Genomic DNA, 23694 nt, shown 5'->3' on the forward strand with positions numbered 1-23694 from the left:
ATTTATTAATACAAATAAGACCATGAAAGTATTAGTAGCAACAGATAAACCGTTTGCTAAAATTGCAGTAGACGGTATTCGCAAAGAGATAGAAGCAGCAGGTTATGAACTGGCATTATTGGAGAAATATGGAGAAAAGGCAAAATTGCTGGAAGCGGTTAAAGATGCCGATGCCATTATTATCCGTAGTGATGTAATTGATGCTGAAGTATTGGACGCTGCTAAAGAGTTAAAAATTGTAGTGCGTGCCGGAGCAGGGTATGACAATGTGGATTTGGAGGCTGCTACGGCTCACAATGTATGTGTCATGAATACTCCGGGACAAAACTCCAATGCTGTGGCCGAACTGGCTTTCGGGTTGATGGTGATGGCTGTCCGCAATATGTATAACGGTGCTTCGGGTACTGAATTGAAAGGTAAGAAACTGGGTATTCATGCATACGGTAATGTGGGACGTAATGTAGCTCGTATTGCCAAAGGCTTTGGTATGGACATCTATGCATACGATGCTTATTGTCCGAAAGAGGTCATTGAAGCAGACGGTGTGAAGGCGGTTGCATCTACCGAAGAATTGTATGCTACTTGTAATATTGTATCTCTGCATATTCCTGCTACTCCTGAAACAAAAAATTCTATCAATTATGATCTGGTAGACAAAATGCCTAAAAACGGTCTGCTGGTTAATACTGCACGCAAGGAAGTTATTAATGAAGCCGACTTGCTGCGTCTGATGAATGACCGTCCTGATTTGGAATATGTTACTGACATTATGCCTGTACATCATGCCGAATTTGCTGACCATTTTCCGGGTCGTTATTTCTCTACACCGAAGAAAATGGGCGCCCAAACTGCCGAAGCGAATATAAATGCCGGTATTGCAGCTGCCAGGCAGATTGTGGGTTTCCTGAAAGATGGTTGCGAAAAGTTTCGCGTAAATAAATAAGTATTTATAACTTATAAATCTAATATTCTATGGCTATAATAAAACCCTTCAAGGGCATTCGCCCTCCGAAAGAACTGGTGGAGCAAGTCGCTTCCCGTCCTTATGATGTGCTTAATTCGGAAGAAGCCCGTGAAGAAGCAAAGGGTAATGAGAAATCACTTTATCATATCATCAAACCGGAAATAGACTTTCCGGCAGGTACAGACGAGCATGATGCGAAGGTGTATGACAAGGCTGCTGAGAATTTCCGGATGTTTCAGGACAAAGGTTGGCTGGTGCAGGACGAAAAGGAAAACTATTATGTGTATGCACAGACCATGAATGGTAAGACTCAGTATGGTTTGGTAGTAGGTGCCTATGTTCCCGATTATATGAATGGTATTATCAAGAAGCATGAATTGACCCGCCGTGACAAGGAAGAAGACCGGATGAAACATGTACGTGTGAATAATGCCAACATTGAACCGGTATTTTTCGCTTATCCCGATAATGCAGAACTGGATGCTATTGTTAAGAAATACACTTCTCAAAAACCGGAATATGATTTTATAGCTCCGGGTGACGGCTTCGGCCATTCATTTTGGGTTATAGACCGGGAAAATGATATTGAAGCCATTACTAAAGCTTTTGCCGCAATGCCTGCATTATATATTGCTGACGGCCATCACCGCTCGGCTGCCGCAGCATTGGTCGGAGCAGAAAAGGCAAAGCAGAATCCAAATCATAAAGGTGATGAAGAATATAATTATTTCATGGCAGTCTGTTTCCCGGCTAATCAGTTGACTATCATCGATTATAATCGTGTGGTGAAAGATTTGAACGGCTTGACTCCCGAAGAGTTCTTAGCGGCTGTCGGAAAGAACTTTGTCATCGAGGAAAAGGGTGTGGAAATCTATAAACCGCAAAGCCTCCATAATTTCTCCCTTTATCTGGAAGGCAAATGGTACAGCCTGACTGCCAAGGAGGGAACTTACGATGATAATGATCCTATCGGAGTGTTGGATGTAACTATTTCTTCTAATCTGATATTGGATGAAATCCTTGGTATTAAAGATCTTCGTTCTGATAAACGAATCGATTTCGTGGGTGGTATCCGTGGCTTGGGAGAACTGAAAAAGCGTGTAGACAGTGGCGAGATGAAAGTTGCTTTAGCGCTCTATCCTGTTTCAATGAAACAGCTGATGGATATTGCCGATACCGGCAACATTATGCCGCCGAAGACTACTTGGTTTGAACCAAAACTTCGTTCGGGATTGATTATTCATAAACTGAATTAATTTTTTGGAGAGGTGTATCAGAAGAAACTTTGGAGTCTTGATACACCTCTAAAACAATACAGTGATAAGAAGAAATCCAACTCTTCATATTCGGAAATGATTTATTATTGTTGTTGTATAGGTGGAATATAGATAAATTGTTGTTAGGACAAAAGAATAAATTTCTTTCCCTTTGTTTATTGCGAACAAATATCTAATTTCGCGGCGATTTTAAGAAGATAGACTATAATGACTAACAACAAGACTAAAGGATTTATCCTTGGAGCGATTGCAGCAGCCAGTTACGGCATGAACCCCCTTTTCACTCTTCCCCTTTACAGTGCAGGAATGAGCGTAGATACAGTATTATTTTACCGTTATTCGCTGGCTGTTATCGTTCTTGGCATTATGATGAAATTTCAAAAGCAATCTTTTGCCATAAAAAGGGTAGATGTGCTGCCACTCTGCATAATGGGATTATTGTTTGCTTTCTCTTCTTTGTTCCTTTTCATGAGCTACAACTATATGGATGCAGGCATTGCTTCTACCATTCTGTTTGTTTATCCGGTATTAGTGGCTATTATTATGGCGGTGGTCTTTAAAGAGAAGGTTTCCCCCATTACGATGTTTTCCATTGCTCTTGCCTTTGTAGGTATATCCATGTTGTGCAAGAGTCCGGGCGGACAGACACTCAGCCTGGTAGGAATCACATTTGTCTTCCTTTCTTCATTGTCTTATGCCATTTATATAGTGGGGGTCAATCGCTCATCGCTCAAAGATATGCCGATTGCCAAACTTACCTTTTATGTTTTGTTGTTCGGATTATCGGTGTATGTAGTGCGTTTGCAGTTCTGTACAGAATTGCAGGTCATTCCAACGCCGATGCTATGGATAAATGCTGTTTCGCTGGCAGTCTTTCCTACTGTCATCTCACTGGTGACAATGACTAAGGCTATTCATTATATAGGTTCTACTCCAACTGCCATCTTGGGTGCATTGGAGCCGGTTACCGCTTTATTTTTCGGGGTACTGGTATTCGGTGAACAGTTGACTCCACGCATTATTTTGGGTATCTTGATGGTGATTACCGCAGTAACTCTGATCATTGGAGGAAAATCATTACTGAAGAAAAGAAAGATTAGAGTAAAACACAGCAGATAAAACGGATTGTTGTATCTTTGCCCTTGCAACAAATTATTATATTTTAAACAATGAAAAAGCAATTTATGCAATGGGCAGGACTTGGAATGTGGGTAGCACTGACCCTGTCTGCATGTACCCCTACAAAAAGAGAAGTAGGTAATCTGAATGTTATTCCTCAACCGCAAGAGGTCGTTCAAAATTTTCAGGAAAATCCTTTTGTTATTCATTCGGGCACAAAAATTGTTTATCCGGCAGGTAATGAAAAGCTGGAACGGACAGCTGAATTTTTGGCTTCTTATATAAAAGAAGCCACGGGACTTACCGTTCAATGTACGACAGAGAATAAAGAAAGTGATGCCATCATTCTGTCTGTTGATACTGCTATAAAACAAAAAGAGGGATATCGGCTGGAGGTAACATCCAATAATATCCGTTTGGCAGGTGGAAGTGAAGCGGGAGTGTTTTATGGTATTCAGACTTTACATAAATCTATGCCGGTGACGAAGGATAGAGAGTCGGCATCTGCCATTCCTGCCGGTATCGTCAATGATTATCCCCGTTTTGATTATCGCGGATTTATGGTCGACGTAGGTCGTCATTATTTCCCGGTTTCTTATCTGAAGCAGATTATCGATATGCTGGCGTTACATAATATTAATTATTTTCATTGGCATCTTACGGAAGATCAAGGGTGGCGAATTGAGATTAAGAAATACCCTAAGCTGACCGAAATAGGTTCGACGCGCCCACGTACCTTGATGGATTGGAGCACAAGAGAATACGACGAGACTCCACACAGCGGATTTTATACTCAGGAAGAAGCAAAGGAGATTGTGAAATATGCAGCAGACCGTTTTATTACAGTTATTCCCGAAGTAGACCTTCCGGGACACATGATGGCTGCATTGGCTTCATATCCCGAATTGGGTTGTACCGGAGGTCCGTATGAAATACCGTGCGAATGGGGAGTTTTCCCGGATGTGTTGTGTGGCGGAAATACGAAGGCTTTGGAGTTTGCCAAAGATGTATTAAATGAAATAATGGATATTTTTCCTTCCCCTTACATTCATATCGGTGGAGACGAATGTCCGAAGGTACGCTGGAAAGAATGTCCTAAGTGTCAGGCGAAGATTCGCGAACTGGGACTGAAGGATACTCCTAAACACAATAAAGAAAACCGGTTGCAGACCTATTTTATGGCTGAAGTCGGAAAAGTAATCAGTGAGAGAGGACGTAAGATGTTGGGATGGGATGAAATGCTTGAAGGGGGCTTGGCTCCGGGGGCAACCGTTATGTCGTGGACAAGTCCCCGAGGCGGCATAGAGACAGTGCGTCTGCATCATAACGCTATAATGACTCCCATTCAATACCTCTATTTCAGTAATCCTACCTACAATCGCATCAAGGGAACAAAGAGCCTTGAGCGCGTTTATACTTTCGAACCGGTATCGGATGAATTGACAGAGGAAGAAAAACAATATATCATAGGGGCTCAAGGATGTATCTGGACTGAATGGACTCGTGACAGTCTTAAGATGGAATGGCAGATTCTTCCTCGTATGGCAGCCCTTTCCGAGATTCAATGGACAGAACCTGCGCATAAGGATTTTGACGGTTTCCTGAATCGTCTTCCGGCTTTATTGGCTATTTATAAAGATCGTGGTTATGACTTCCGTCAGGATATTTATGATGTTACCATTCAGGTTGTTCCCGAAGAACAAGAAGGAAAAGCTAAAGTCTTTTTTCTTACTTTCGATAACGCCGAAGTGCACTATACATTAGACGGCAGCGAGCCCAATGCCCAATCTTCTCTTTACACAGATACATTGCACCTGGATAAGGATGCAGTTATTCAGGCAATAGCCGTTCGTCCGCAAGGCAATAGCAGTATCAGTAAGGAAGAAATTCATTTCAATGCTGTTACCATGAAGCCTGCGACGCTGAATGTAGAACCTCACAAATCATATACTTTTCAAGGAGGAAGTACATTAACAGACGGACTTTATGGAGACTTGAACTACCGTTCCGGTCGTTGGGTCGGTTTTTATGGTAACAATCCGGATATCACCATTGATATGCAGGAGCCGAAAGAAATCTCATCGGCCTTTATCAATACATTATTGAATCCGGGAGATGCCATATTCGGAGCGACCGGTCTGAAAATAGAAATCTCTGATGATGGAAAAGTTTTCCGTGAGATAGCCTCTAAGAAGATTCCCGTATTGGAAAAAGGAACAAAGATGCAAATTCGTAAAGAAGAGATTTCGTTTGATAAAGTCAAAACCAGATATGTACGGATAATTGCAGAGACAACTTCAAAACTTCCTGCCTGGCATTCTATGCCCGGAAAGAACGCTTTCTTGTTTGTGGATGAGATAGGAGTGGAATAATATAAAATTAAAAGGAGGCAAAACGTTGATAATGCTATTATTTTGCTAGTAGGGGGGTGTCAAAACTAAACCGGCCTATCCCATCGTCAGCTGTAGGGGCAGGGTTTGCCTGCCCGAAGACATAAAGCCAACTGTTTTCGGGCGAGCGAACCTTGCCCCTACGAACGAAACGACAGTTTTGACACATCCTCTTTCTTTGAATCGAAATTGTGAAAGAAAAATTGTATGTTAAAAATCTATTATGATTAAGTGGCTATCCTTTGTCCGACTGTTCCTTACGAGAAATCTCTCAAATCCTTTTGAAGTTTCTTTCGGGCAAAGTGCAAACGGCTTTTGATTGTTCCGATGGGCAAGTCCATTTTTTCTGCTATCTCTTTATATTTCAGTCCTGATACAAACATCATAAAAGGCTGTTTCGTGTCATCGGGCAATTTGTTGATTATCCTATACAGCAGTTTTAAATCATAAGTTTCTTCAAATTTGTCATCATCTTTGGCTACCTGAATCTGTGCATAGTCCGTGAAGTTGGAATCCAGGAAATTAAGCTCACGAACAGAACGGCGGTAATTATTGATGAATAAATTACGCATGATGGTATACATCCATCCTTTAAAGTTTTCCTGGCGGATAAATTTCTGTGTATTATCCAGAGCCTTTAAGATAGAATCTTGTACCAAGTCGTTTGCAGAATCCTGATTTGCAGTCAATTTAAAAGCGAAGCTCATAAGTTCCGGTTGCATCGCTACTATTTTATTTATGATTTTAGAGTTTTCCATATCCTTCTTTTGTTGTTTTACGATATACAAAGGTCCGTTTTATGCAAGAAAAAAGAAATGGCGATTTATCCGAAAAACTTGGCAATTATTCCTTAATGCATGGAGAAGGTCGGTAAAGAACTAAAATAAAAGGAGGGTAGTAATTGTGTACTTCGATTATATTCTATACATTTGTGATAACGGATAAAAACAGAAGAATACGATGAATATTAATAAAATTATAGCTGGTTATAGAGAGGCTTTTGGCGAAAAGGCTGAACTTTCGCATTCTGCCGTCCCGATGTCCTGCTTTAAAGTGATGTACCACACCATGCGCAACAGTTGTCTGTTCGATACCTATGCATGGGGAAAAATCAGAGAAAGAATCAATGGATAATTTTGCGGCAATAGACTTTGAAACGGCAAATAATGAGCGCACCAGTGTGTGCAGTGTGGGTGTTGTGATAGTAAAGGATGGTGAGATTGTAGATAAGTTTTATAGTCTTATTCATCCCGAACCGGACTATTATTTGTATTGGAACACACGTGTACACGGGCTGACTCGGGAAGATACGGCCAATGCTCCTGTTTTTTCCGAAGTATGGAAACAAGTAGAACCCAAAATCACAGGACTTCCGTTGGTTGCGCATAACAAGGCGTTTGATGAAGCCTGCCTGAAAGCAGTATTCAGAACCTATTGTATGGATTATCCTGATTATGAGTTTTATTGCACTTATCAGGCATCACGCAAATTAAAAGGGTTACGGAATCATCAGCTACATACGGTGGCCGAGTTCTTCGGGTTTGATTTGAAGAATCACCATCACGCATTGGCAGATGCGGAAGCTTGTGCATGGATAGCCCGATATGTGTTGTAGTTTTTATATTTTTCCAATAATAATGATTTCCTTTGATGATGATACAAGAAGATACATATAAAACGATAATCGGTGTAGCCGAAGGTATTTATACAGAGAAGAGAAGTAAATTTATAGCTATTGCCATTCCTGTACATACCGTTGAAGAGATAAAACAGCATCTTGATATTTATCAAAAAAAATACTATGATGCGCGTCATGTGTGCTATGCTTATATGCTTGGACATGAAAGAAAAGACTTTCGTGCCAATGATAACGGAGAACCGTCCGGTACTGCCGGAAAACCTATTTTGGGACAAATAAATTCTAACGGGCTGACTGATATTCTTATTGTTGTCGTGAGATACTTCGGTGGCATCAAACTGGGAACAAGCGGATTAATCGTCGCCTATAAAGCTGCGGCAGCAGAAGCGATAGCCAATGCCACAATAATAGAAAAAACGGTGGACGATGAGATTGCCGTTGCTTTTGAATATCCTTTTATGAATGACGTCATGCGTATCGTAAAAGAAGAAGAACCGGAAATCTTGGAACAGTCATACGATATGGATTGCCTGATGAAGCTCCGTATCCGCCGGTCTATGATGGGGAAATTGCGTGCTCGCTTGGAGAAAGTTGAAACAGCCCGAATTATCGAATAACCCTTTTGGCATTATTGTTGGTTCAATGGTGTTTCCGGGAGGCTTTGATTGAAACATGTTTGTAACATGAATGACACATCGCAGATATATCGGTTCTCTATCTTTGCAGTCGAAAATAAAAAGTCACATTAATAATAAAGATGAGAAGAACACTCGCAGCCGCTGTCTTTACAGCTTTAAGCATAGCAACCGCAGGTGCGCAACTAACTATTCCCAAGGAATATCTTCCTAAGGTTCACGGGACTATACGTAGTAAATACGAGCTTCAGACTACTACAGGCATGCAACGCTTTCAGGTAAGAAACGCCCGTGTCAGTTTGGACGGAAAGGTACTGCCGGTTATTGCATATAAGGCAGAAATAGATTTATCGGATGAAGGAAGCATCAAGATGCTGGATGCGTATGCCCGCTTCGTTCCTAATGATACATGGAATTTGACAATGGGACAGATGCGTGTTCCGTTTACTATTGATGCGCATCGCTCTCCTCATCAGCAATATTTTGCCAATCGCTCCTTCATAGCCAAGCAGGTGGGGAATGTGCGTGATGTGGGTGCTACCGGAGCTCTTGCTTTAGATGGTAATTTGCCGATGAAGTTGGAAGCCGGACTATTCAATGGCTCGGGACTGACTCAACAAAAAGAATGGCATAGCACCCTGAACTATTCAGCCAAGCTGCAATTAATGCCTTGGAAAGGTTATAACCTTACTTTAAGCACGCAAAAAGTACACCCGGATAAAAATAGTATCTATATGTATGACATCGGTACGTATTATGAATTTTCCAATTGGCATTTTGAGGTGGAATACTTATATAAAACATATGCTCACGATGCTTTTAAAGATGTGCACGCTTTTAATGGCTTTGTAAATTATGATTTGCCTATCAAGAAAGGGCTGTTTAAGAAAATATCTTTCTTGGGACGATATGACAGTATGGGCGATCATAGTAACGGTGTTGCCAATGAAGAAGGACAACTTTATATCACGGACTATTCCCGTCAACGTCTGACCGGTGGCGTGACGCTGAGTTTCGGAAAAGCTTTTCAGGCAGATTTGCGTATCAATTACGAGAAATATTTTTATGATGACTTATCTCTGGCTAAAGAATCGGAGCAAGACAAATTCGTAATGGAACTGATGGTGAGATTCTAATCTCACCAACGTTCCTTCATCATTTCTTCCATTTTCAGCAGCTCATCTCTATATTGGGCAGCTTCGATAAATTCCAGTTTCCTGGCAGCTTCCTGCATTAATTTTCGTGTACGTTCGATAGCCTTTTCCATTTGAGGCTTAGACATGTATTGGACAACCGGATCGGCGGCAATACTGCCGTTGGATGGCTCAACGTATGCTTTCGGAACTTTTACTTCATCATCGGCATTGGTATTTCCTGTGCCCAGAAGAGCTGCATTGCGTGCACGTTTAATCTGTTTCGGAGTAATACCGTGCTCCTCATTGTAAGCCAATTGTTTTTCGCGGCGGCGGTTGGTTTCATCAATGGTCTTTTGCATGCTTTCGGTAATGCGGTCGGCATACATGATGACTTTTCCGTTGATGTTACGGGCAGCGCGTCCGGCCGTCTGTGTCAATGAGCGGTGAGAACGAAGGAAGCCTTCTTTATCGGCATCCAATATAGCTACCAAAGACACTTCCGGCAAGTCAAGACCTTCGCGAAGCAGGTTTACGCCTATTAATACGCTATATGTTCCCTGACGTAATTCATCCATAATTTTCACCCGCTCCAACGTATCTACATCACTATGGATATAATTACATCTAATGTCGTGACGCAATAAATAATCGGTTAGCTCTTCTGCCATACGTTTGGTCAGTGTAGTGACTAATACGCGCTCTTCTTTTTCGATACGCTGCTGAATCTCCTCCATCAGGTCATCGATTTGGTTCATGCTGGGGCGTACTTCGATGACAGGGTCAAGCAATCCCGTCGGGCGGATCACTTGCTCCACCACAATCCCTTCACTTTGTATCAATTCGTAATCGGCGGGAGTGGCACTGACATAAACAACTTGTTTTGCCAATTCTTGAAACTCTTCGAACTTTAGCGGGCGATTATCAAATGCAGATTCCATCCGGAAACCATATTCCACCAGGTTGGTTTTACGTGCGCGGTCACCGCCATACATGGCACGAATCTGAGGCACACTGACATGGCTTTCATCAATGACAATCAGAAAATCATCGGGAAAGAAATCCAGCAGGCAATAAGGACGCGTACCGGCTACACGACCGTCAAAATAGCGCGAATAATTCTCTATGCCCGAGCAATGACCTAACTCCCGTATCATTTCCATATCGTAAGTGACACGTTCATAAAGGCGTTTCGCCTCATAATGCTTGCCTTCTTCTTCAAATTTAGCCACTTCTTTTGCCAAATCATCCTCTATTTGATAGATTGCCTGCAACTGGCTTTCTTTGGTGGTCATAAAAAGATTGGCGGGATAAATCTTGTATTCATCAAAAGAAGCGAGACGTATGCCGGAAACAGGGTCCACTTCTTCAATACTGTCAATCTCATCATCCCAAAACATCACGCGGAGCAGGTTGTCGCTGTATGCCAGATAAATATCTACCGTATCTCCTTTGACACGGAAATTGCCACGATTCAGCTCCAAATCATTGCGGACATACAGGCTGTCTACCAAACGGCGTAGAAACACATTGCGGTCCAGTAATTTACCCTTTTTGATTTCAATGACATTATTATAGAAATCAGAAGGGTTTCCCATACCATAAATACACGATACGGAAGAAATGACCACCACGTCCTTACGGCCGGAAAGCAAAGCGGAAGTGGCTGCCAGCCTGAGCTTGTCAATCTCCTCGTTGATTTGCAAGTCTTTCTCTATATAGGTATCGCTGGATGGGAGATAGGCCTCCGGCTGGTAGTAATCATAATAAGACACGTAATACTCGACTGCATTATTAGGAAAAAAGTTCTTGAACTCTCCATATAACTGTGCTGCAAGCGTTTTGTTATGGCTTAATATCAGTGTGGGTTTATTGATGTTTTTGATGACATTGGCAATGGTAAACGTCTTGCCGGAACCTGTTACACCCAAAAGTGTCTGGGCAGGCACTCCTTTTAATATGCCTTCTGTCAGCTGGGCGATAGCTTCAGGTTGGTCACCGGTCGGTTGATAATCAGAAATCAGTTCAAAATTCATAATTCCATGTTTATAAAGACTAAGCTGTAAAATTACAGTTATTTTCTCTTATAACACGTATACATCCTGAAAAAAACAAGATTGGTCGACTTTTTAGTATTAAAAAACATATAACTGTTGTATTTTTCGGTGGAAAGGCGTAAATTTGCGCAATTATTTAAATAAGATGAAAAAATATATCATTATAGCTCTTGTCTCCGGCAGTGTATTAACATCATGCGGAGAGTACAACAAAGTTCTAAAAAGCACGGACTACGAATATAAGTACGAAGCAGCCAAAAGTTACTTTGGCAAGGGGCAGAACACAAAAGCTGCGGCAATTCTGGAAGAGTTGATAACTATTTTGAAAGGAACCGATAAAGCTGAAGAATCCCTTTATATGTTAGGAATGACATATTATAACCAGGGTGACTTTATAACGGCGTCGCACTATTTCTCCACATACTATAATACATATCCTCGTGGAACTTATACCGAACAGGCTCGTTTTTATTCGGGAAAAGCATTATTCTTGGATACACCGGAACCCCGTTTGGATCAAAGCAGTACTTATAAGGCCATTCAGGAGTTGCAGATGTTTATGGAGTATTTCCCTGCCAGTAACCGTCATCAGGAAGCACAGCAAATGATATTCGATTTGCAGGATAAGTTGGTGATGAAAGATTATATGGCAGCCCGATTATATTATGATTTGGGTTCTTATACGGGAAACAGTTCATATAGCACTACCGGAAATAACTATCTGGCATGTATCGTTACGGCTCAGAATGCTTTAAAGGACTATCCTTATACCAAGTTGCGCGAAGATATTTCTATCCTGCTTTTGCGCGCCAAGTATGATATGGCCAAGGAAAGTGTGGAAGAAAAGAAAGAAGAGCGTATGCGTGATGCCATTGATGAATACTATGCCTTTAAGAACGAATTCCCCGAAAGTAAATATATTAAAGAGGTGGAAAACATTTATAAGGATGCCAAGAAATACGTGAAGGAAATTAACGAATAAAAAACTAAATAAGAAATTATGGATTACAAGAAGACAAACGCTCCGTCGAATACCATTACCCGCAACATGGTGGAACTGTGTGAGGATACGGGCAATGTATATGAAACCGTTGCTATCATTGGTAAACGTGCCAACCAGATTGCTGTTGAGATGAAGAATGACCTTTCAAAGAAGTTACAGGAGTTCGCTTCATACAACGATAACCTGGAAGAAGTCTTTGAAAACAGAGAGCAAATCGAAATCTCTCGTTATTACGAAAAGCTCCCGAAGCCGACTTTGATTGCTGCCCAGGAATACGAAGAAGGTAAGGTTTATTATCGTAACCCAGCCAAAGAAAAAGAGAAATTACAATAAAAGGTTCTTTCCCTAAAGGCCGTTTCACTGAAGCGGCCTTCTTTTTTGTATAACCGTTATTAAAAGATTATTATTATGATACAACGCATTCAATCCGTTTATTTATTGGTAGTTACCATTCTGCTCATCGTTTGTATGTGCACTCCTGTAGGAGCCTATATTGCTGAGGATTACAGTGTCTCAAAGTTTACTAATCTGTGTATTGTCTCTGCCGACGGCGTAAAGGACTATGCTCCTTGGGCTATGTTTGTCATTCTGGTAGTAGCGGCATTGCTTTCTTTTACTACGATATTTATGTTTAAGAAACGTATGTTGCAGATTCGTATGACTATTTTCAGCACTATCTTACTGGTAGGTTATTATGCTACACTGATTACTTTTATCTTTATGTTGAAGGATGATAGCATGACATTCTCTGCTTCGTGGACTTTATGCTTGCCTTTTGTCGCTATTATTTTAAATTGGCTGGCTATTCGTGCTATCGGTAAAGATGAAGTGTTGGTGAAAGCTTATGATCGTTTAAGATAACGATTCCTTCATTTGACTGAAGAATATTATAAGGGGTTGTGTCAAAAAACGTGGATAATGCTGTCTTTTGGTTCGTAGGGGCGAGGTCCGCCCGCCCGAAAACAGTTTGCTTTGTGTCTTCGGGCAGGCAAACCCTGCCCCTACAGCTGACGATGGGATAGGTCGGTTTAGTTTTGACACAACCCCTTATAACAATAAAGCATATTTTTTATAATACACCGGCGTCTGTGTCGCTATTGTTAATCTTCTTGTTCTTGCTTTGATATTGGCGGCCGAAACTGAAGTTGTAGGCAAAGGTCAGGAAAGCCATGTGAGCCGACTCCTTCACATGCCATGCTCCCTTGGAGCCGGCGTAGCGATTCCTGTTTTCCTGTTCGCGCTTATAGTTATCAGAGAAAGGATTGATGATTCCTGCTCCCAAATTGACTTTGCCCAAGCGATATTGCAACATAAGGACATGCAAGTTCTCGCCACTGCTCAAGCTTTCGCCAAAGAAACTGTTGCGGTTGCTCTGTATCATGAAGTATCCCATAAATCGTTTATACATGGCGGTTGCCTCCAATTCGTAATACCAGTTTGTATAGGTGTGATTATAATCCGTTCCGTGACTCCAATAACGGCTCAGCCCCGTACTCCCTCTTAATTGCAGTACATCCCAAAGCATTCCCACGCGGACAGATAACTCATTTTCCAAAGACTGGAAGCGATGGTGGTTGGCATAGCTGCGTATGAATTTCCCGTTCTCACGATAAGTTTGCTCCATGATGACATCGGGCGCATTGCGATAGTTGGTATACCAATTTATCTGCACTTTCTTCTTGTTATACCCCAATGTCAGGTTCAACCGGTAGTTGTTATATGGTTTCAAATCAGGGTTTCCACGTCTGATTTGCAATGAGTCTATCAATTGGTCTACAGCACTTAACTGAGATAGTGAAGGCTCATTACTGTTTAAACTGCCATTCATGCGGGCATAAAATTCTTCATTAAATGTATAACTCAGGCTGAAACGTGGATTGAATTGGTAAGTTTCATAATCTTCTTGTCCGATTTGTTGGTACCAGGAACGGGTGACACCTACCCCCAGCGTATAATTCATCTTTTTCCATTTTCCGTTATATTGCGCATAGGCATACGTGTCGGCTTGTTTCATCTGTGTGTTATAGTTCAGTGTTCCGCTATACTCATTGTCCGAATATGCCTGGGTGTGTTTGATACCCGAACTGAAACGGCTTTTCTTGAATGTCTTTTCATAGATTCCTTCCGCGATGATGGAGTATTTGTCACCCTGCACACCTGAGAAGTAATCGGCAACAAACTCATTATCGAGAATTTCCTGATAGTTTTGGCGGTTATGACTGCCGATATATGTTCCTACAACGTTCAATGCCAGAAACTGCTTCTTTTTTAGTTCCTTCTGAAAATAGATGTCGAACCAGGGACGACTGTTACGGTTGTGAGCAAAGTCAAGTCTTTCTGTGGCAAGTTCGGGATATTCACGGGTATACAGTGTGCTGTGGAAACCGGTCCGTGGTTTGTTTTCATTCCAAAATCCGACGGAGGCGTTCAACATATAATTATCCGCTTCCTGCAAGTTATAACTGATACCGCCCCATTGTGCGTATTCCGAAGTAACATCAGGAATGCCTTCTTCCGTCCGGTGCAGAAAAGTACCGTCTTCCTTTGCAAACGTTTCTTCATTGGTGCGCCATGCATTCTCGAATTTATGTGAATATGCGCCATACCATATTCCGAATTCGGATTTCTTGTAGTTCACTTTTCCCGACACATTATAGTTTCCCCACATCACATAGGGCGACTGCTGAGCCGAGGTGCTGACAGAACCTCCAAGTTCATAACGGCGGACAATGTAGTTTACCACCGCTCCTGCATCTCCGTAGCGCAGTCCGGGGTCTTCCAGATATTCTATTCGGAGGATATCCGATGGGATAAGTGCCTGAATTTCTTCTTTCCCCACTTTGCGTCCGTTGATACACAGTTGTACAGAACTTCCGTCATTCAGGGAAACACTGCCATCCAGAGGATTTACATTCAGTCGTGGAAGCATCAGATTGCGTAACAAATCGACACCGCTATTTGAAGCAGTGATTTGTTGCTTGTTGGGAAACACTAATTTTCGGTCGAACTTACTGACCACATTGGTTGCGGAAACCGTCACTTCTTCCAGTTGTTGGGAGGCTTCTTCCAGTTCCAGCGTACCCAAATCGACAGATTGGGAAAGTCCTTGCAGGTCAATGACGCTTTTCTTAAAACCGATGGCAGAGATGACCAATTTATAACTTCCTTCCGCCACTTTTTCTATTCGGAAAATTCCTTTGTTGTCGGTTGCGGCACCGTTGACAAAAGTCGAATCATTGGTTTGCAGGACCACATTGGCTGCTATCGCCGCTTGCTTAGTGCTTGCTTCCAATACTTTACCGGATATGCGTATTTGTTGTGCATGGCATATACCTGCCAATAAGCATACGGTCATTAAAATACCAATTTTTTTCATGATGTAGTTTTTTTCGTGTCTTCTTGGTCGGAGACCAATTAATACTGTTTATCGGATTAGACGGTAATAATTAACTTTTAGTTTCAAATGAAATCGTAATAATAGTTAAAAAGAAAATGACCGGGACACACATACGTATGTATCGGTCTTTACGTATATACGCATGAGGCTATACATACGTATGTATAAAGCAACACGTATATATGTGTAGCCCTACACATATATACGTGTCATGCGACCTTTGACCGAAAGGCAATATCTTCTTCGGATGAGCCTGCCTTATTTGGTTATATCGAATAAATAAGTTGCCCTTACGCCTATATAGGAGTGGGCAGACCGACCGAAATAATCTTTTTTTGTACTCTTATAAAAGTCTCCCAACCCCATGTAATAACGCCCTTCCAACAAGAAGTGTCCGATGCCTGTGCTTAATTCCAGTCCGGCGCCGGCTGCAATACCATAATCAAATTTATTTTCTACAGCCTTACCGTATTGCTCTGTTACCCCATTGGGGCGTTGGGAAGTATCCCAATTATCACTCATTTCTTCTTTATCGCTTAAAAAGAAACCGATCTGGGGACCTGCATTGATAAAGAACTTTACTCCTCGGTTCAGTGCGTCTTTTCCGAAAGCAAGATGAGCCAAAAGAGGAATCTCAACATAGTTCATGGTGCGGCTGTATGTATTTCCGGAGCCATCCTCAATCTTTTCACTCCAACCGCGTTGTGAGTAATTGATTTCCATTTGCACTCCACACATCATCTTGAAGTATTTTTCGGACATATAGCGCATGGTGACACCCATTTCCATGCCATTCAAGGTATTTTGTTTGATTTTAGGATCAAAACTAACAGAGTTCATGTTCAGTCCTCCATTTATTCCAACTGCAAAATTATGTCGCTCTTCACCTAATTGTGCAGTTGCCGGCAAGGTGAATAACCATGCCAGAACCAATATACCTATATATTTATAGTTCTTCATTATTCAAAATCGAGTTTAATCAATTCATAGTTCTTCGTAAAATGAACAAAGAACACTTTCCGGTTGATAAAGCCTCCCCAGTTATTTACGCGTTCAAATTTAAAACCTGTCTGAATAGGAGTGACTGTCACTTTATTCAGCTTGTCTTCCAAGTTGCTTCCATATTGTGATAACCCTTTCAGGAAGAAATAGCCTGTGTCGAATCCTAACATTCCATATTTGGGGAATGTGTTCGACATATCCTTGCTGTACCATTTGCGATAGGCAGAAGAGAATCGGATAGCTTCGGGAAATAAATTGTTAGTATAGAAAGAAGAATAGAAATAAGTATCCAATTCATAAAAACTGGCCAAATGGTCGTTAGTATACGTTTGCCATTCGGGGTAGCCGAATAATTGCATCCGATAATCAGGATTGTCACGCAGGGTAACAATTAACTGCGGTAATAATTTAATCAGAGCAATGTTTGTACCGGAAGTAGGAATAAATACATTGTCCAAAGTAGCATTCATGGCCCCCTTTAATGATTCGGGAGTAATGGCCTCACCTTTTAATTCAGTAAAAGGTATGTGCTTGCCTTTCAATTCCTCTTTCAGTCCCTTAATAAAATCCGCTTTGTCTTTATCGCCATCCTCTGCATCAAGGAATATTACATTGGCATTGGTAAATTTGCGTGTAAAGTGCTCATATACTTCCGAATATAGATAAGATTGAGGAGTATTAATCTGATAAATAGACGGGTTGTTGAACACCTCATTACCCTTTGAAGTAAATGGAATCACTAAGCGGATATTATTTTTCTTGGCAAAATCCGCCACCGGTTTAACCTGTTCCGGATAAGCAGGACCGAAGATGATATTCATGTTTTTCATTTCATCTTTGGCAAGAATGGATTTTACCGAAGAGGTATTATTATATGTATCATAAGTGTATATATCAATAGAAACACCTTTTTCTTTCAAACTGTCTACTGCCATCAAGAAACCTTCATAGTACTCTACCATGCGGGTTTGTTCATCACGATTACCGCTGCCGTCGGTCATGAACGGAAGCATAACGGCTGCTTTTATGGTGGCAATCTTAGGATTTTCCTTCTTACTCTTATCAAAGAGCTCATTGTCGGTCGGTATAGTAGTCGGCGATACAGGTTGCTCCTGTTCCTTTTGGCTGTTTCCGGCAGATGTGTAGGGGATACACAAAAACTTTCCTTTTTTGAGTTTCTCAGTACGGAGTTCGGGATTGGCTGCAATCAGTTCGGCTTCCGTAATGCCGTATAGACGGCTGATGCTGTATATCGTTTCTTTTCTTTCCACCCGATGCATATCCCGACATTTAGGTTTTAAAGGGGTGGAAGCGGAAGAAACAGCTCCGGCCGATTTTACTTCATTGATAATGGTTTCCTCACTGCTCTCTGTTTGTGCAGGGATAACAATAACCTGTCCGATACGGAAGTTTTCCGCACTGAGTCCCGGATTGGCCTTACATATATGTTGTGCAGTGACACCATATCGCTGCGTAAGCTTATACAGAGTTTCTCCGGCCTGAATGGTGTGAAACGTTTGTTGTCCGCTTCCTGCGTTCTTCTGCGGAATCTTCAATCTCTCACCGGCCTTTATTTGTTCCGAGCTTCCCGGATTCAGTTTAATGATATCGGCAGTAGTAACGTTATACATACTGGCTATCGAATACAAACTCTGCCCTTTGGTAATAGTGTGCAGAAAATAGCTGTCAGAGGAATGCGTCTGAGCCATCATTCCGACTGGAGCAACAGACAAAGCTGCGACCAGATATAATGCTTGAATAAATTTCATTTGTAGTGTGTTGATTATACTAAGGGGCAAAAGTACAAAAAAAACTGTTTTATTCACATTATATGGAAAGAATAGCAAATAATATTAGGCTTTTTAATTAATTATTTCGTCCAGAAGCATTAAATTTGCCTGCCAAAAGTAGCTGAAAGCATAAATATATGATTGAAGATAAAGAATTAATTAATGTATACGGTGCCCGTGTGCATAATTTAAAAGATATAGATGTAGAAATTCCACGTAACAGCCTGACTGTGATAACCGGACTTAGCGGTAGCGGTAAATCTTCATTGGCATTTGATACTATCTTTGCTGAGGGACAACGCAGATACATAGAAACATTCTCTGCATATGCCCGTAATTTTCTGGGTGGAATGGAACGTCCTGATGTAGATAAGATAACAGGATTGAGTCCGGTGATTTCTATAGAGCAGAAAACAACGAATAAGAATCCGCGTTCTACCGTAGGTACAACAACCGAAGTGTATGACTATCTTCGCTTGTTGTTTGCCCGTGCAGGTATTGCATATTCTTATCTCTCGGGAGAAAAAATGGTGAAATACACCGAAGAACAGATTCTTGAACTGATTCATAAAGATTATCAAGGCAAAAAGATTTTTATGCTGGCTCCGTTGGTGCGTACACGTAAAGGTCATTACAAAGAACTTTTCGAACAGGTGAGGAAGAAAGGTTATTTGTATGTGCGTGTGGATGGGGAAGTGCGTGAGATTGTTCACGGCATGAAACTCGACCGTTATAAGAACCATGATATAGAGGTGGTCATTGATAAACTGGTTGTAAATGAAAAGGATGAGAAACGCTTGAAGCAAAGTGTTGCAACTGCCATGCAGCAAGGGGATGGACTGATTATGATATTGGATGCGGAAACAGAAACGGTACGCCATTACAGCAAACGCCTGATGTGTCCGGTTACAGGATTGTCCTATAAAGAACCTGCTCCCCACAATTTTTCATTTAATTCTCCGCAAGGAGCTTGTCCGCGATGTAAAGGATTGGGATATGTCAACCTTATTGATGTAGACAAAGTGATTCCTGATCGTGAATTGTCTATTTATGAAGGTGCCATAGCACCTTTGGGCAAGTATAAAAATGCAATGATATTCTGGCAGATAGAAGCATTGCTTGAAAAATATGATTTCAGCATAAAGACACCTGTCAAGGACTTGACAGACGAAGCCATTGATGAAATTCTTTATGGTTCCGATGAGCGGATTAAGATAAAAAGCAGCCTCATCCATACTTCTTCCGACTATTTTGTGACGTATGAAGGAATAGTGAAGTACATACAGATGATGCAGGAAAAAGATGCTTCCGCTACAGCTCAGAAATGGGCGGAGCAGTTTGCCAAGACCGATGTTTGTCCCGAATGTAAGGGAGCCAGATTGAACAGGGAGGCATTGCATTTCCGCATACACGATAAGAACATCTATGAATTGGCCAGTATGGATATCAATGAGTTGTATGATTGGCTGATGAAGGTAGATGAATTTTTAGAGGATAAACAACGCAGAATTGCGAGCGAGATATTAAAGGAAATTCGTACTCGTTTGCGTTTCTTGCTTGATGTGGGCTTGGACTATCTGTCATTGAACCGCACCTCGGTGTCTCTTTCGGGAGGAGAAAGCCAGCGCATCCGTTTGGCAACTCAAATCGGTTCACAATTGGTGAATGTACTCTATATATTGGATGAGCCGAGTATCGGACTTCACCAGCGCGACAATCTCCGACTTATCAATTCATTGAAGAAACTTCGGGATACAGGCAACTCTGTCATTGTGGTGGAACATGATAAGGATATGATGTTGGCCGCAGATTATGTAGTGGACATGGGACCGAAAGCCGGCCGTTTGGGGGGGGAGGTAGTATTCGCCGGAACTCCGCAGGAAATGGTTAAGACAGAGACACTTACCTCGCAATATTTAAACGGGAAGATGAAGCTGGAGATTCCATCTGAACGAAGGGCAGGAAACGGAAAATCCTTATGGCTGAAGGGTGCGAGGGGAAACAACCTGAAAAATGTGGATGTGGAGTTTCCATTGGGAAAACTTATCTGTGTGACAGGGGTGTCGGGTAGTGGGAAATCCACCTTGATCAATGATACTCTGCAACCTATCCTGTCTCAGCATTTTTATCGCTCCCTGCAAGACCCGTTGGCATACGACAGCATAGAAGGACTGGAAAATATAGACAAGGTGGTGAACGTAGACCAATCTCCTTTGGGACGAACTCCCCGTTCCAATCCGGCAACGTATACCGGAGTCTTTTCGGATATAAGAAATCTTTTTGTCAATCTGCCCGAAGCGAAGATACGCGGCTATAAACCGGGACGTTTTTCATTCAATGTGACCGGAGGACGTTGCGAAGCTTGTGGCGGTAACGGTTACAAGACAATTGAAATGAATTTCCTGCCTGATGTCCTGGTCCCATGTGAAGTATGTCATGGCAAACGTTATAACCGTGAAACGCTGGAAGTGCGTTTTAAGGGAAAATCCATAGCCGATGTGCTGGATATGACTATTAACCGGGCTGTGGAGTTCTTTGAGAACGTACCTCAGATTCTGAATAAAATAAAAGTCTTGCAGGAAGTAGGGCTGGGGTATATCAAGTTGGGACAACCTTCCACCACCTTGTCCGGTGGAGAAAGCCAGCGTGTGAAATTGGCGACAGAGCTTTCCAAGCGCGATACGGGAAAAACTTTATATATATTGGATGAACCTACCACCGGCTTGCACTTTGAAGATATCCGTGTGCTGATGACCGTGCTCAACAGATTAGTGGACAAAGGAAATACGGTTATCGTTATCGAACATAACCTGGATGTCATCAAACTGGCGGATTATATTATAGATATGGGGCCGGAAGGAGGACGCGGCGGAGGACAACTTCTATCCACAGGTACTCCCGAAGAAGTAGCCAAGAGTAGTAAAGGCTATACACCCCGATTTATCAAAGAAGAATTAAAGAATTAAGATTATTCGGTATGAAAGAGAAAATAGCAAAAACAAATGCAGCGCGTCTGCTTGATAAGGCTAAGGTTTCTTATGAGCTGATTCCTTATGAGGTGGATGAAAATGATTTGAGTGCCATTCATGTAGCTGCCAGTTTGGGAGAAAATATAGAGCAGGTATTTAAGACCTTGGTACTTCACGGAGATAAAACAGGGCATTTTGTCTGTGTTATCCCCGGAGAACACGAGGTAGACTTAAAACTGGCTGCCAAAGTATCGGGCAATAAGAAATGTGACTTGATTCCGATGAAAGAACTGCTTCCTTTGACGGGATATATCCGTGGCGGCTGTTCTCCCATTGGCATGAAGAAACACTTTCCTACTTATATACATGAAACATGCACTGAATATCCGTTTATTTATATCAGTGCCGGCATACGGGGATTACAAATTAAAATTGCTCCCAATGACCTTATAAAAGAAGCTAAAGCGGAAGTAACATCCCTTTTCATCGAATAATCATGCAAAAAGAGCCACTTTCGTGGTTCTTTTTTTTTCAGATTGGCTAAAAGTTATATCTTTGCAAAAAATCAATATTAACTATTAATTATAAATCTTATTACTTATGTTTGAAGGACAGCCTAAAGGCTTATATGCGTTAGCTCTCGCCAATACCGGCGAACGCTTTGGTTATTACACAATGCTTGCGATTTTCACACTCTTTTTGCAAGCTAAGTTTGGATATACGGCAGCCGAAACATCCGAGATTTTTTCTACATTCTTGGCTGGTGTTTATTTTACTCCTCTAATCGGTGGTTGGTTAGCCGATAAATTTGGTTATGGAAAGATGGTGACCACAGGTGTTTTTGTCATGTTTTTCGGTTATCTGCTACTTTCTATTCCTGCAGGAAATGATATCGCTAAATGGATGATGTTCGGTGCATTGACAATGATTGCATTAGGTACCGGTTTATTTAAAGGTAACCTGCAAGTAATGGTAGGAAATCTCTATGATGCTCCTGAATACAGAAGTAAGCGCGATTCGGCATTTAGTATTTTCTATATGGCTATTAATATCGGTGCCTTATATGCCCCTACAATGGCGACAGAAATAACAAACTGGATGTTGGCAAAATCTAACTTAACATACGATGGACAGATTCCGGCTTTGGCACACCAGTTTCAAAATGGAACCATAACTCCTGAGGGTTCACAATTACTTGAAAGCCTGAAAGTAGCTCAGAATTTTGCTGGTGATACTGCATCATTCTGTTCTACATATATTGATAAATTGGGGGAAGCTTATAATTATGGTTTTGGTGTAGCTTGTATCTCATTGATTATTTCTATCATTATTTATTATGCATTCCGTTCTACGTTTAAACATGCAGATGTCAATACAAAACAAGCTAACGCCAATAAGAGTACACAACAGGCTGCTACTTCCGAAGAACTTACTCCAGCTGAGACAAAACAACGCATTATTGCTTTGTGTCTTGTATTTGCTGTCGTTATTTTCTTTTGGATGGCATTCCATCAAAATGGTCTTACCATGACTTTCTTTGCCCGTGACTATACAGCTCATTCTGCTGAAGGGCTCGATCGGTTAGGCTTTAGTGTATGGAATCTTACTTTACTGATTGTATTGGTTTACGCTGGTTTTTCTTTCTTTCAATCTAAAATTAGTAAAAGCAAAACTATTTCAGGTATTGTAGCAGTTGCTGTCATTATTCTTTTGGGAGTAAATTATAGTACGATGGATGCAACTCTGCCTATTCTTCCCCAGATATTCCAGCAATTCAACCCCTTCTTCGTTGTTGCTTTGACTCCGGTATCCTTAGCTGTATTTAGCTCTTTGGCTAAAGCCGGAAAAGAACCTTCCGCACCTCGTAAAATTGCGTTTGGTATGCTTATTGCTGCGATTGGTTTTGCTATTTTGGCTATGGGTTCTATGGGACTTCCCACACCGTCGGAAGTGGAAGCGAATGGTATTTCTTCTTCTCAATTAGTATCTCCTAATTGGTTGATTTCTACTTATTTGGTGTTGACTTTTGCTGAATTGCTGCTATCACCAATGGGTATTTCATTTGTTTCTAAAGTTGCACCTCCCAAATATAAAGGATTGATGATGGGTGGTTGGTTTGTAGCTACTGCATTAGGTAATAAGTTGGTTGGTGAAATTGGTAAGATTTGGGGTGAAATGCAGTTGTGGATGGTATGGAGTGTATTGATTGTATGCTGTCTGGTTGCTGCTTTATTTATGTTCTCTATTATGAAGAGATTGGAAAAAGTGGCTAAGTAAAAATCAGGGAACTAAAAAATACTCAAATACTTTTTAGATATA

General features: G+C 41.4%; 19 protein-coding genes. 14 read left to right on the forward strand and 5 right to left on the reverse strand.

Annotation, left to right across the window (positions count from 1 at the left end; all coding sequences use genetic code 11):
• Window positions 1-22 precede the first annotated feature (22 nt).
• The 4 genes from HMPREF1534_RS13810 (at window position 23) to HMPREF1534_RS13795 (ending at window position 5732) form a co-directional block, all read left to right on the forward strand.
• Entirely contained in the window at window positions 23-943 is a 921-nt protein-coding gene (locus HMPREF1534_RS13810; protein WP_005937995.1) for an NAD(P)-dependent oxidoreductase, read from the forward strand.
• 29 nt (window positions 944-972) lie between these two features.
• Window positions 973-2220 (forward strand): DUF1015 domain-containing protein, encoded by a 1248-nt coding sequence (locus HMPREF1534_RS13805; RefSeq protein ID WP_005937998.1) that lies wholly within the window; start codon window positions 973-975, stop codon window positions 2218-2220.
• A gap of 228 nt (window positions 2221-2448) precedes the next feature.
• A complete protein-coding gene (locus HMPREF1534_RS13800; protein ID WP_005938004.1) occupies window positions 2449-3360 on the forward strand; it encodes a DMT family transporter in 912 nt (303 codons plus the stop codon).
• Between the two features lie 50 nt (window positions 3361-3410).
• Complete coding sequence (locus HMPREF1534_RS13795) at window positions 3411-5732, forward strand: glycoside hydrolase family 20 protein (protein ID WP_018452104.1); 2322 nt, start codon at window positions 3411-3413, stop codon at window positions 5730-5732.
• Between the two features lie 275 nt (window positions 5733-6007).
• On the opposite strand, the gene HMPREF1534_RS13790 is transcribed toward HMPREF1534_RS13795, so the two are convergent.
• Window positions 6008-6508 (reverse strand): RNA polymerase sigma factor, encoded by a 501-nt coding sequence (locus tag HMPREF1534_RS13790; protein ID WP_005938009.1) that lies wholly within the window; start codon window positions 6506-6508, stop codon window positions 6008-6010.
• Between the two features lie 202 nt (window positions 6509-6710).
• Here HMPREF1534_RS13790 and HMPREF1534_RS20660 point away from each other — a divergent pair, with 202 nt between their 5' ends.
• From HMPREF1534_RS20660 to HMPREF1534_RS13775, 4 genes are all read left to right on the forward strand, one after another.
• Window positions 6711-6884 (forward strand): hypothetical protein, encoded by a 174-nt coding sequence (locus HMPREF1534_RS20660; protein ID WP_005938013.1) that lies wholly within the window; start codon window positions 6711-6713, stop codon window positions 6882-6884.
• Window positions 6877-7365, forward strand: a complete 489-nt coding sequence (locus HMPREF1534_RS13785) for a 3'-5' exonuclease (RefSeq protein WP_005938016.1) — start codon at window positions 6877-6879, stop codon at window positions 7363-7365. Before HMPREF1534_RS20660 ends, HMPREF1534_RS13785 begins: the two co-directional genes overlap by 8 nt.
• Before the next feature lie 38 nt (window positions 7366-7403).
• Window positions 7404-8006, forward strand: coding sequence for an IMPACT family protein (locus HMPREF1534_RS13780; RefSeq protein ID WP_025066841.1), 603 nt, complete (start codon window positions 7404-7406; stop codon window positions 8004-8006).
• Between the two features lie 140 nt (window positions 8007-8146).
• Entirely contained in the window at window positions 8147-9160 is a 1014-nt protein-coding gene (locus HMPREF1534_RS13775; RefSeq protein ID WP_005938022.1) for a porin, read from the forward strand.
• 2 nt (window positions 9161-9162) lie between these two features.
• On the opposite strand, the gene uvrB is transcribed toward HMPREF1534_RS13775, so the two are convergent.
• A complete protein-coding gene (gene uvrB / locus HMPREF1534_RS13770; protein ID WP_005938025.1) occupies window positions 9163-11193 on the reverse strand; it encodes an excinuclease ABC subunit UvrB in 2031 nt (676 codons plus the stop codon).
• A 166-nt stretch (window positions 11194-11359) separates the two neighbouring features.
• Between uvrB and HMPREF1534_RS13765 the strand changes: the two genes are divergently transcribed.
• The 3 genes from HMPREF1534_RS13765 to HMPREF1534_RS13755 all read left to right on the forward strand — a co-directional run bounded on the left by HMPREF1534_RS13765 (window position 11360) and on the right by HMPREF1534_RS13755 (window position 13078).
• Window positions 11360-12196 (forward strand): outer membrane protein assembly factor BamD, encoded by an 837-nt coding sequence (locus HMPREF1534_RS13765; protein WP_005938029.1) that lies wholly within the window; start codon window positions 11360-11362, stop codon window positions 12194-12196.
• Window positions 12197-12214: 18 nt separating this feature from the next.
• Window positions 12215-12550: a DNA-directed RNA polymerase subunit omega gene (locus tag HMPREF1534_RS13760; protein WP_005938031.1), complete on the forward strand. Its 336-nt coding sequence runs from the start codon at window positions 12215-12217 to the stop codon at window positions 12548-12550.
• 75 nt (window positions 12551-12625) lie between these two features.
• Window positions 12626-13078 (forward strand): DUF4293 domain-containing protein, encoded by a 453-nt coding sequence (locus HMPREF1534_RS13755; protein ID WP_005938034.1) that lies wholly within the window; start codon window positions 12626-12628, stop codon window positions 13076-13078.
• Window positions 13079-13286: 208 nt separating this feature from the next.
• Here the strand turns inward: HMPREF1534_RS13755 and HMPREF1534_RS13750 are convergent, their stop codons facing one another.
• The 3 genes from HMPREF1534_RS13750 to HMPREF1534_RS13740 all read right to left on the reverse strand — a co-directional run bounded on the left by HMPREF1534_RS13750 (window position 13287) and on the right by HMPREF1534_RS13740 (window position 18385).
• Window positions 13287-15593: a TonB-dependent receptor gene (locus tag HMPREF1534_RS13750; protein WP_018452103.1), complete on the reverse strand. Its 2307-nt coding sequence runs from the start codon at window positions 15591-15593 to the stop codon at window positions 13287-13289.
• A 279-nt stretch (window positions 15594-15872) separates the two neighbouring features.
• Window positions 15873-16574 (reverse strand): porin family protein, encoded by a 702-nt coding sequence (locus HMPREF1534_RS13745; RefSeq protein WP_005938040.1) that lies wholly within the window; start codon window positions 16572-16574, stop codon window positions 15873-15875.
• Entirely contained in the window at window positions 16574-18385 is a 1812-nt protein-coding gene (locus HMPREF1534_RS13740; protein ID WP_018452102.1) for a PBP1 and LysM peptidoglycan-binding domain-containing protein, read from the reverse strand. Before HMPREF1534_RS13740 ends, HMPREF1534_RS13745 begins: the two co-directional genes overlap by 1 nt.
• A gap of 158 nt (window positions 18386-18543) precedes the next feature.
• Between HMPREF1534_RS13740 and uvrA the strand changes: the two genes are divergently transcribed.
• The 3 genes from uvrA to HMPREF1534_RS13725 all read left to right on the forward strand — a co-directional run bounded on the left by uvrA (window position 18544) and on the right by HMPREF1534_RS13725 (window position 23652).
• Complete coding sequence (uvrA, locus tag HMPREF1534_RS13735; RefSeq protein WP_005938046.1) at window positions 18544-21372, forward strand: excinuclease ABC subunit UvrA; 2829 nt, start codon at window positions 18544-18546, stop codon at window positions 21370-21372.
• A gap of 11 nt (window positions 21373-21383) precedes the next feature.
• Complete coding sequence (ybaK, locus tag HMPREF1534_RS13730; protein WP_005938050.1) at window positions 21384-21869, forward strand: Cys-tRNA(Pro) deacylase; 486 nt, start codon at window positions 21384-21386, stop codon at window positions 21867-21869.
• A 106-nt stretch (window positions 21870-21975) separates the two neighbouring features.
• On the forward strand, window positions 21976-23652 hold the full coding sequence (locus HMPREF1534_RS13725; protein ID WP_005938053.1) for a peptide MFS transporter: 1677 nt from the start codon (window positions 21976-21978) through the stop codon (window positions 23650-23652).
• Window positions 23653-23694 lie beyond the last annotated feature (42 nt).

Origin of the sequence: Phocaeicola massiliensis B84634 = Timone 84634 = DSM 17679 = JCM 13223, from assembly GCF_000382445.1 — a bacterium.
GTDB lineage: Bacteria > Bacteroidota > Bacteroidia > Bacteroidales > Bacteroidaceae > Phocaeicola > Phocaeicola massiliensis.

Bases quoted from the DNA above. Each gene is read 5' to 3' on its own strand.
- HMPREF1534_RS13755 (WP_005938034.1), top strand. From the start codon at position 12,626: ATGATACAACGCATTCAATCCGTTTATTTATTGGTAGTTACCATTCTG.
- HMPREF1534_RS13750 (WP_018452103.1), bottom strand. From the start codon at position 15,593: ATGAAAAAAATTGGTATTTTAATGACCGTATGCTTATTGGCAGGTATA.
- HMPREF1534_RS13795 (WP_018452104.1), top strand. From the start codon at position 3,411: ATGAAAAAGCAATTTATGCAATGGGCAGGACTTGGAATGTGGGTAGCA.
- HMPREF1534_RS13765 (WP_005938029.1), top strand. From the start codon at position 11,360: ATGAAAAAATATATCATTATAGCTCTTGTCTCCGGCAGTGTATTAACA.
- HMPREF1534_RS13725 (WP_005938053.1), top strand. From the start codon at position 21,976: ATGTTTGAAGGACAGCCTAAAGGCTTATATGCGTTAGCTCTCGCCAAT.
- HMPREF1534_RS13775 (WP_005938022.1), top strand. From the start codon at position 8,147: ATGAGAAGAACACTCGCAGCCGCTGTCTTTACAGCTTTAAGCATAGCA.
- uvrB (WP_005938025.1), bottom strand. From the start codon at position 11,193: ATGAATTTTGAACTGATTTCTGATTATCAACCGACCGGTGACCAACCT.
- HMPREF1534_RS13740 (WP_018452102.1), bottom strand. From the start codon at position 18,385: ATGAAATTTATTCAAGCATTATATCTGGTCGCAGCTTTGTCTGTTGCT.
- uvrA (WP_005938046.1), top strand. From the start codon at position 18,544: ATGATTGAAGATAAAGAATTAATTAATGTATACGGTGCCCGTGTGCAT.
- HMPREF1534_RS13745 (WP_005938040.1), bottom strand. From the start codon at position 16,574: ATGAAGAACTATAAATATATAGGTATATTGGTTCTGGCATGGTTATTC.
- ybaK (WP_005938050.1), top strand. From the start codon at position 21,384: ATGAAAGAGAAAATAGCAAAAACAAATGCAGCGCGTCTGCTTGATAAG.
- HMPREF1534_RS13780 (WP_025066841.1), top strand. From the start codon at position 7,404: ATGATACAAGAAGATACATATAAAACGATAATCGGTGTAGCCGAAGGT.
- HMPREF1534_RS13785 (WP_005938016.1), top strand. From the start codon at position 6,877: ATGGATAATTTTGCGGCAATAGACTTTGAAACGGCAAATAATGAGCGC.
- HMPREF1534_RS13805 (WP_005937998.1), top strand. From the start codon at position 973: ATGGCTATAATAAAACCCTTCAAGGGCATTCGCCCTCCGAAAGAACTG.
- HMPREF1534_RS13810 (WP_005937995.1), top strand. From the start codon at position 23: ATGAAAGTATTAGTAGCAACAGATAAACCGTTTGCTAAAATTGCAGTA.
- HMPREF1534_RS13790 (WP_005938009.1), bottom strand. From the start codon at position 6,508: ATGGAAAACTCTAAAATCATAAATAAAATAGTAGCGATGCAACCGGAA.
- HMPREF1534_RS13800 (WP_005938004.1), top strand. From the start codon at position 2,449: ATGACTAACAACAAGACTAAAGGATTTATCCTTGGAGCGATTGCAGCA.
- HMPREF1534_RS13760 (WP_005938031.1), top strand. From the start codon at position 12,215: ATGGATTACAAGAAGACAAACGCTCCGTCGAATACCATTACCCGCAAC.
- HMPREF1534_RS20660 (WP_005938013.1), top strand. From the start codon at position 6,711: ATGAATATTAATAAAATTATAGCTGGTTATAGAGAGGCTTTTGGCGAA.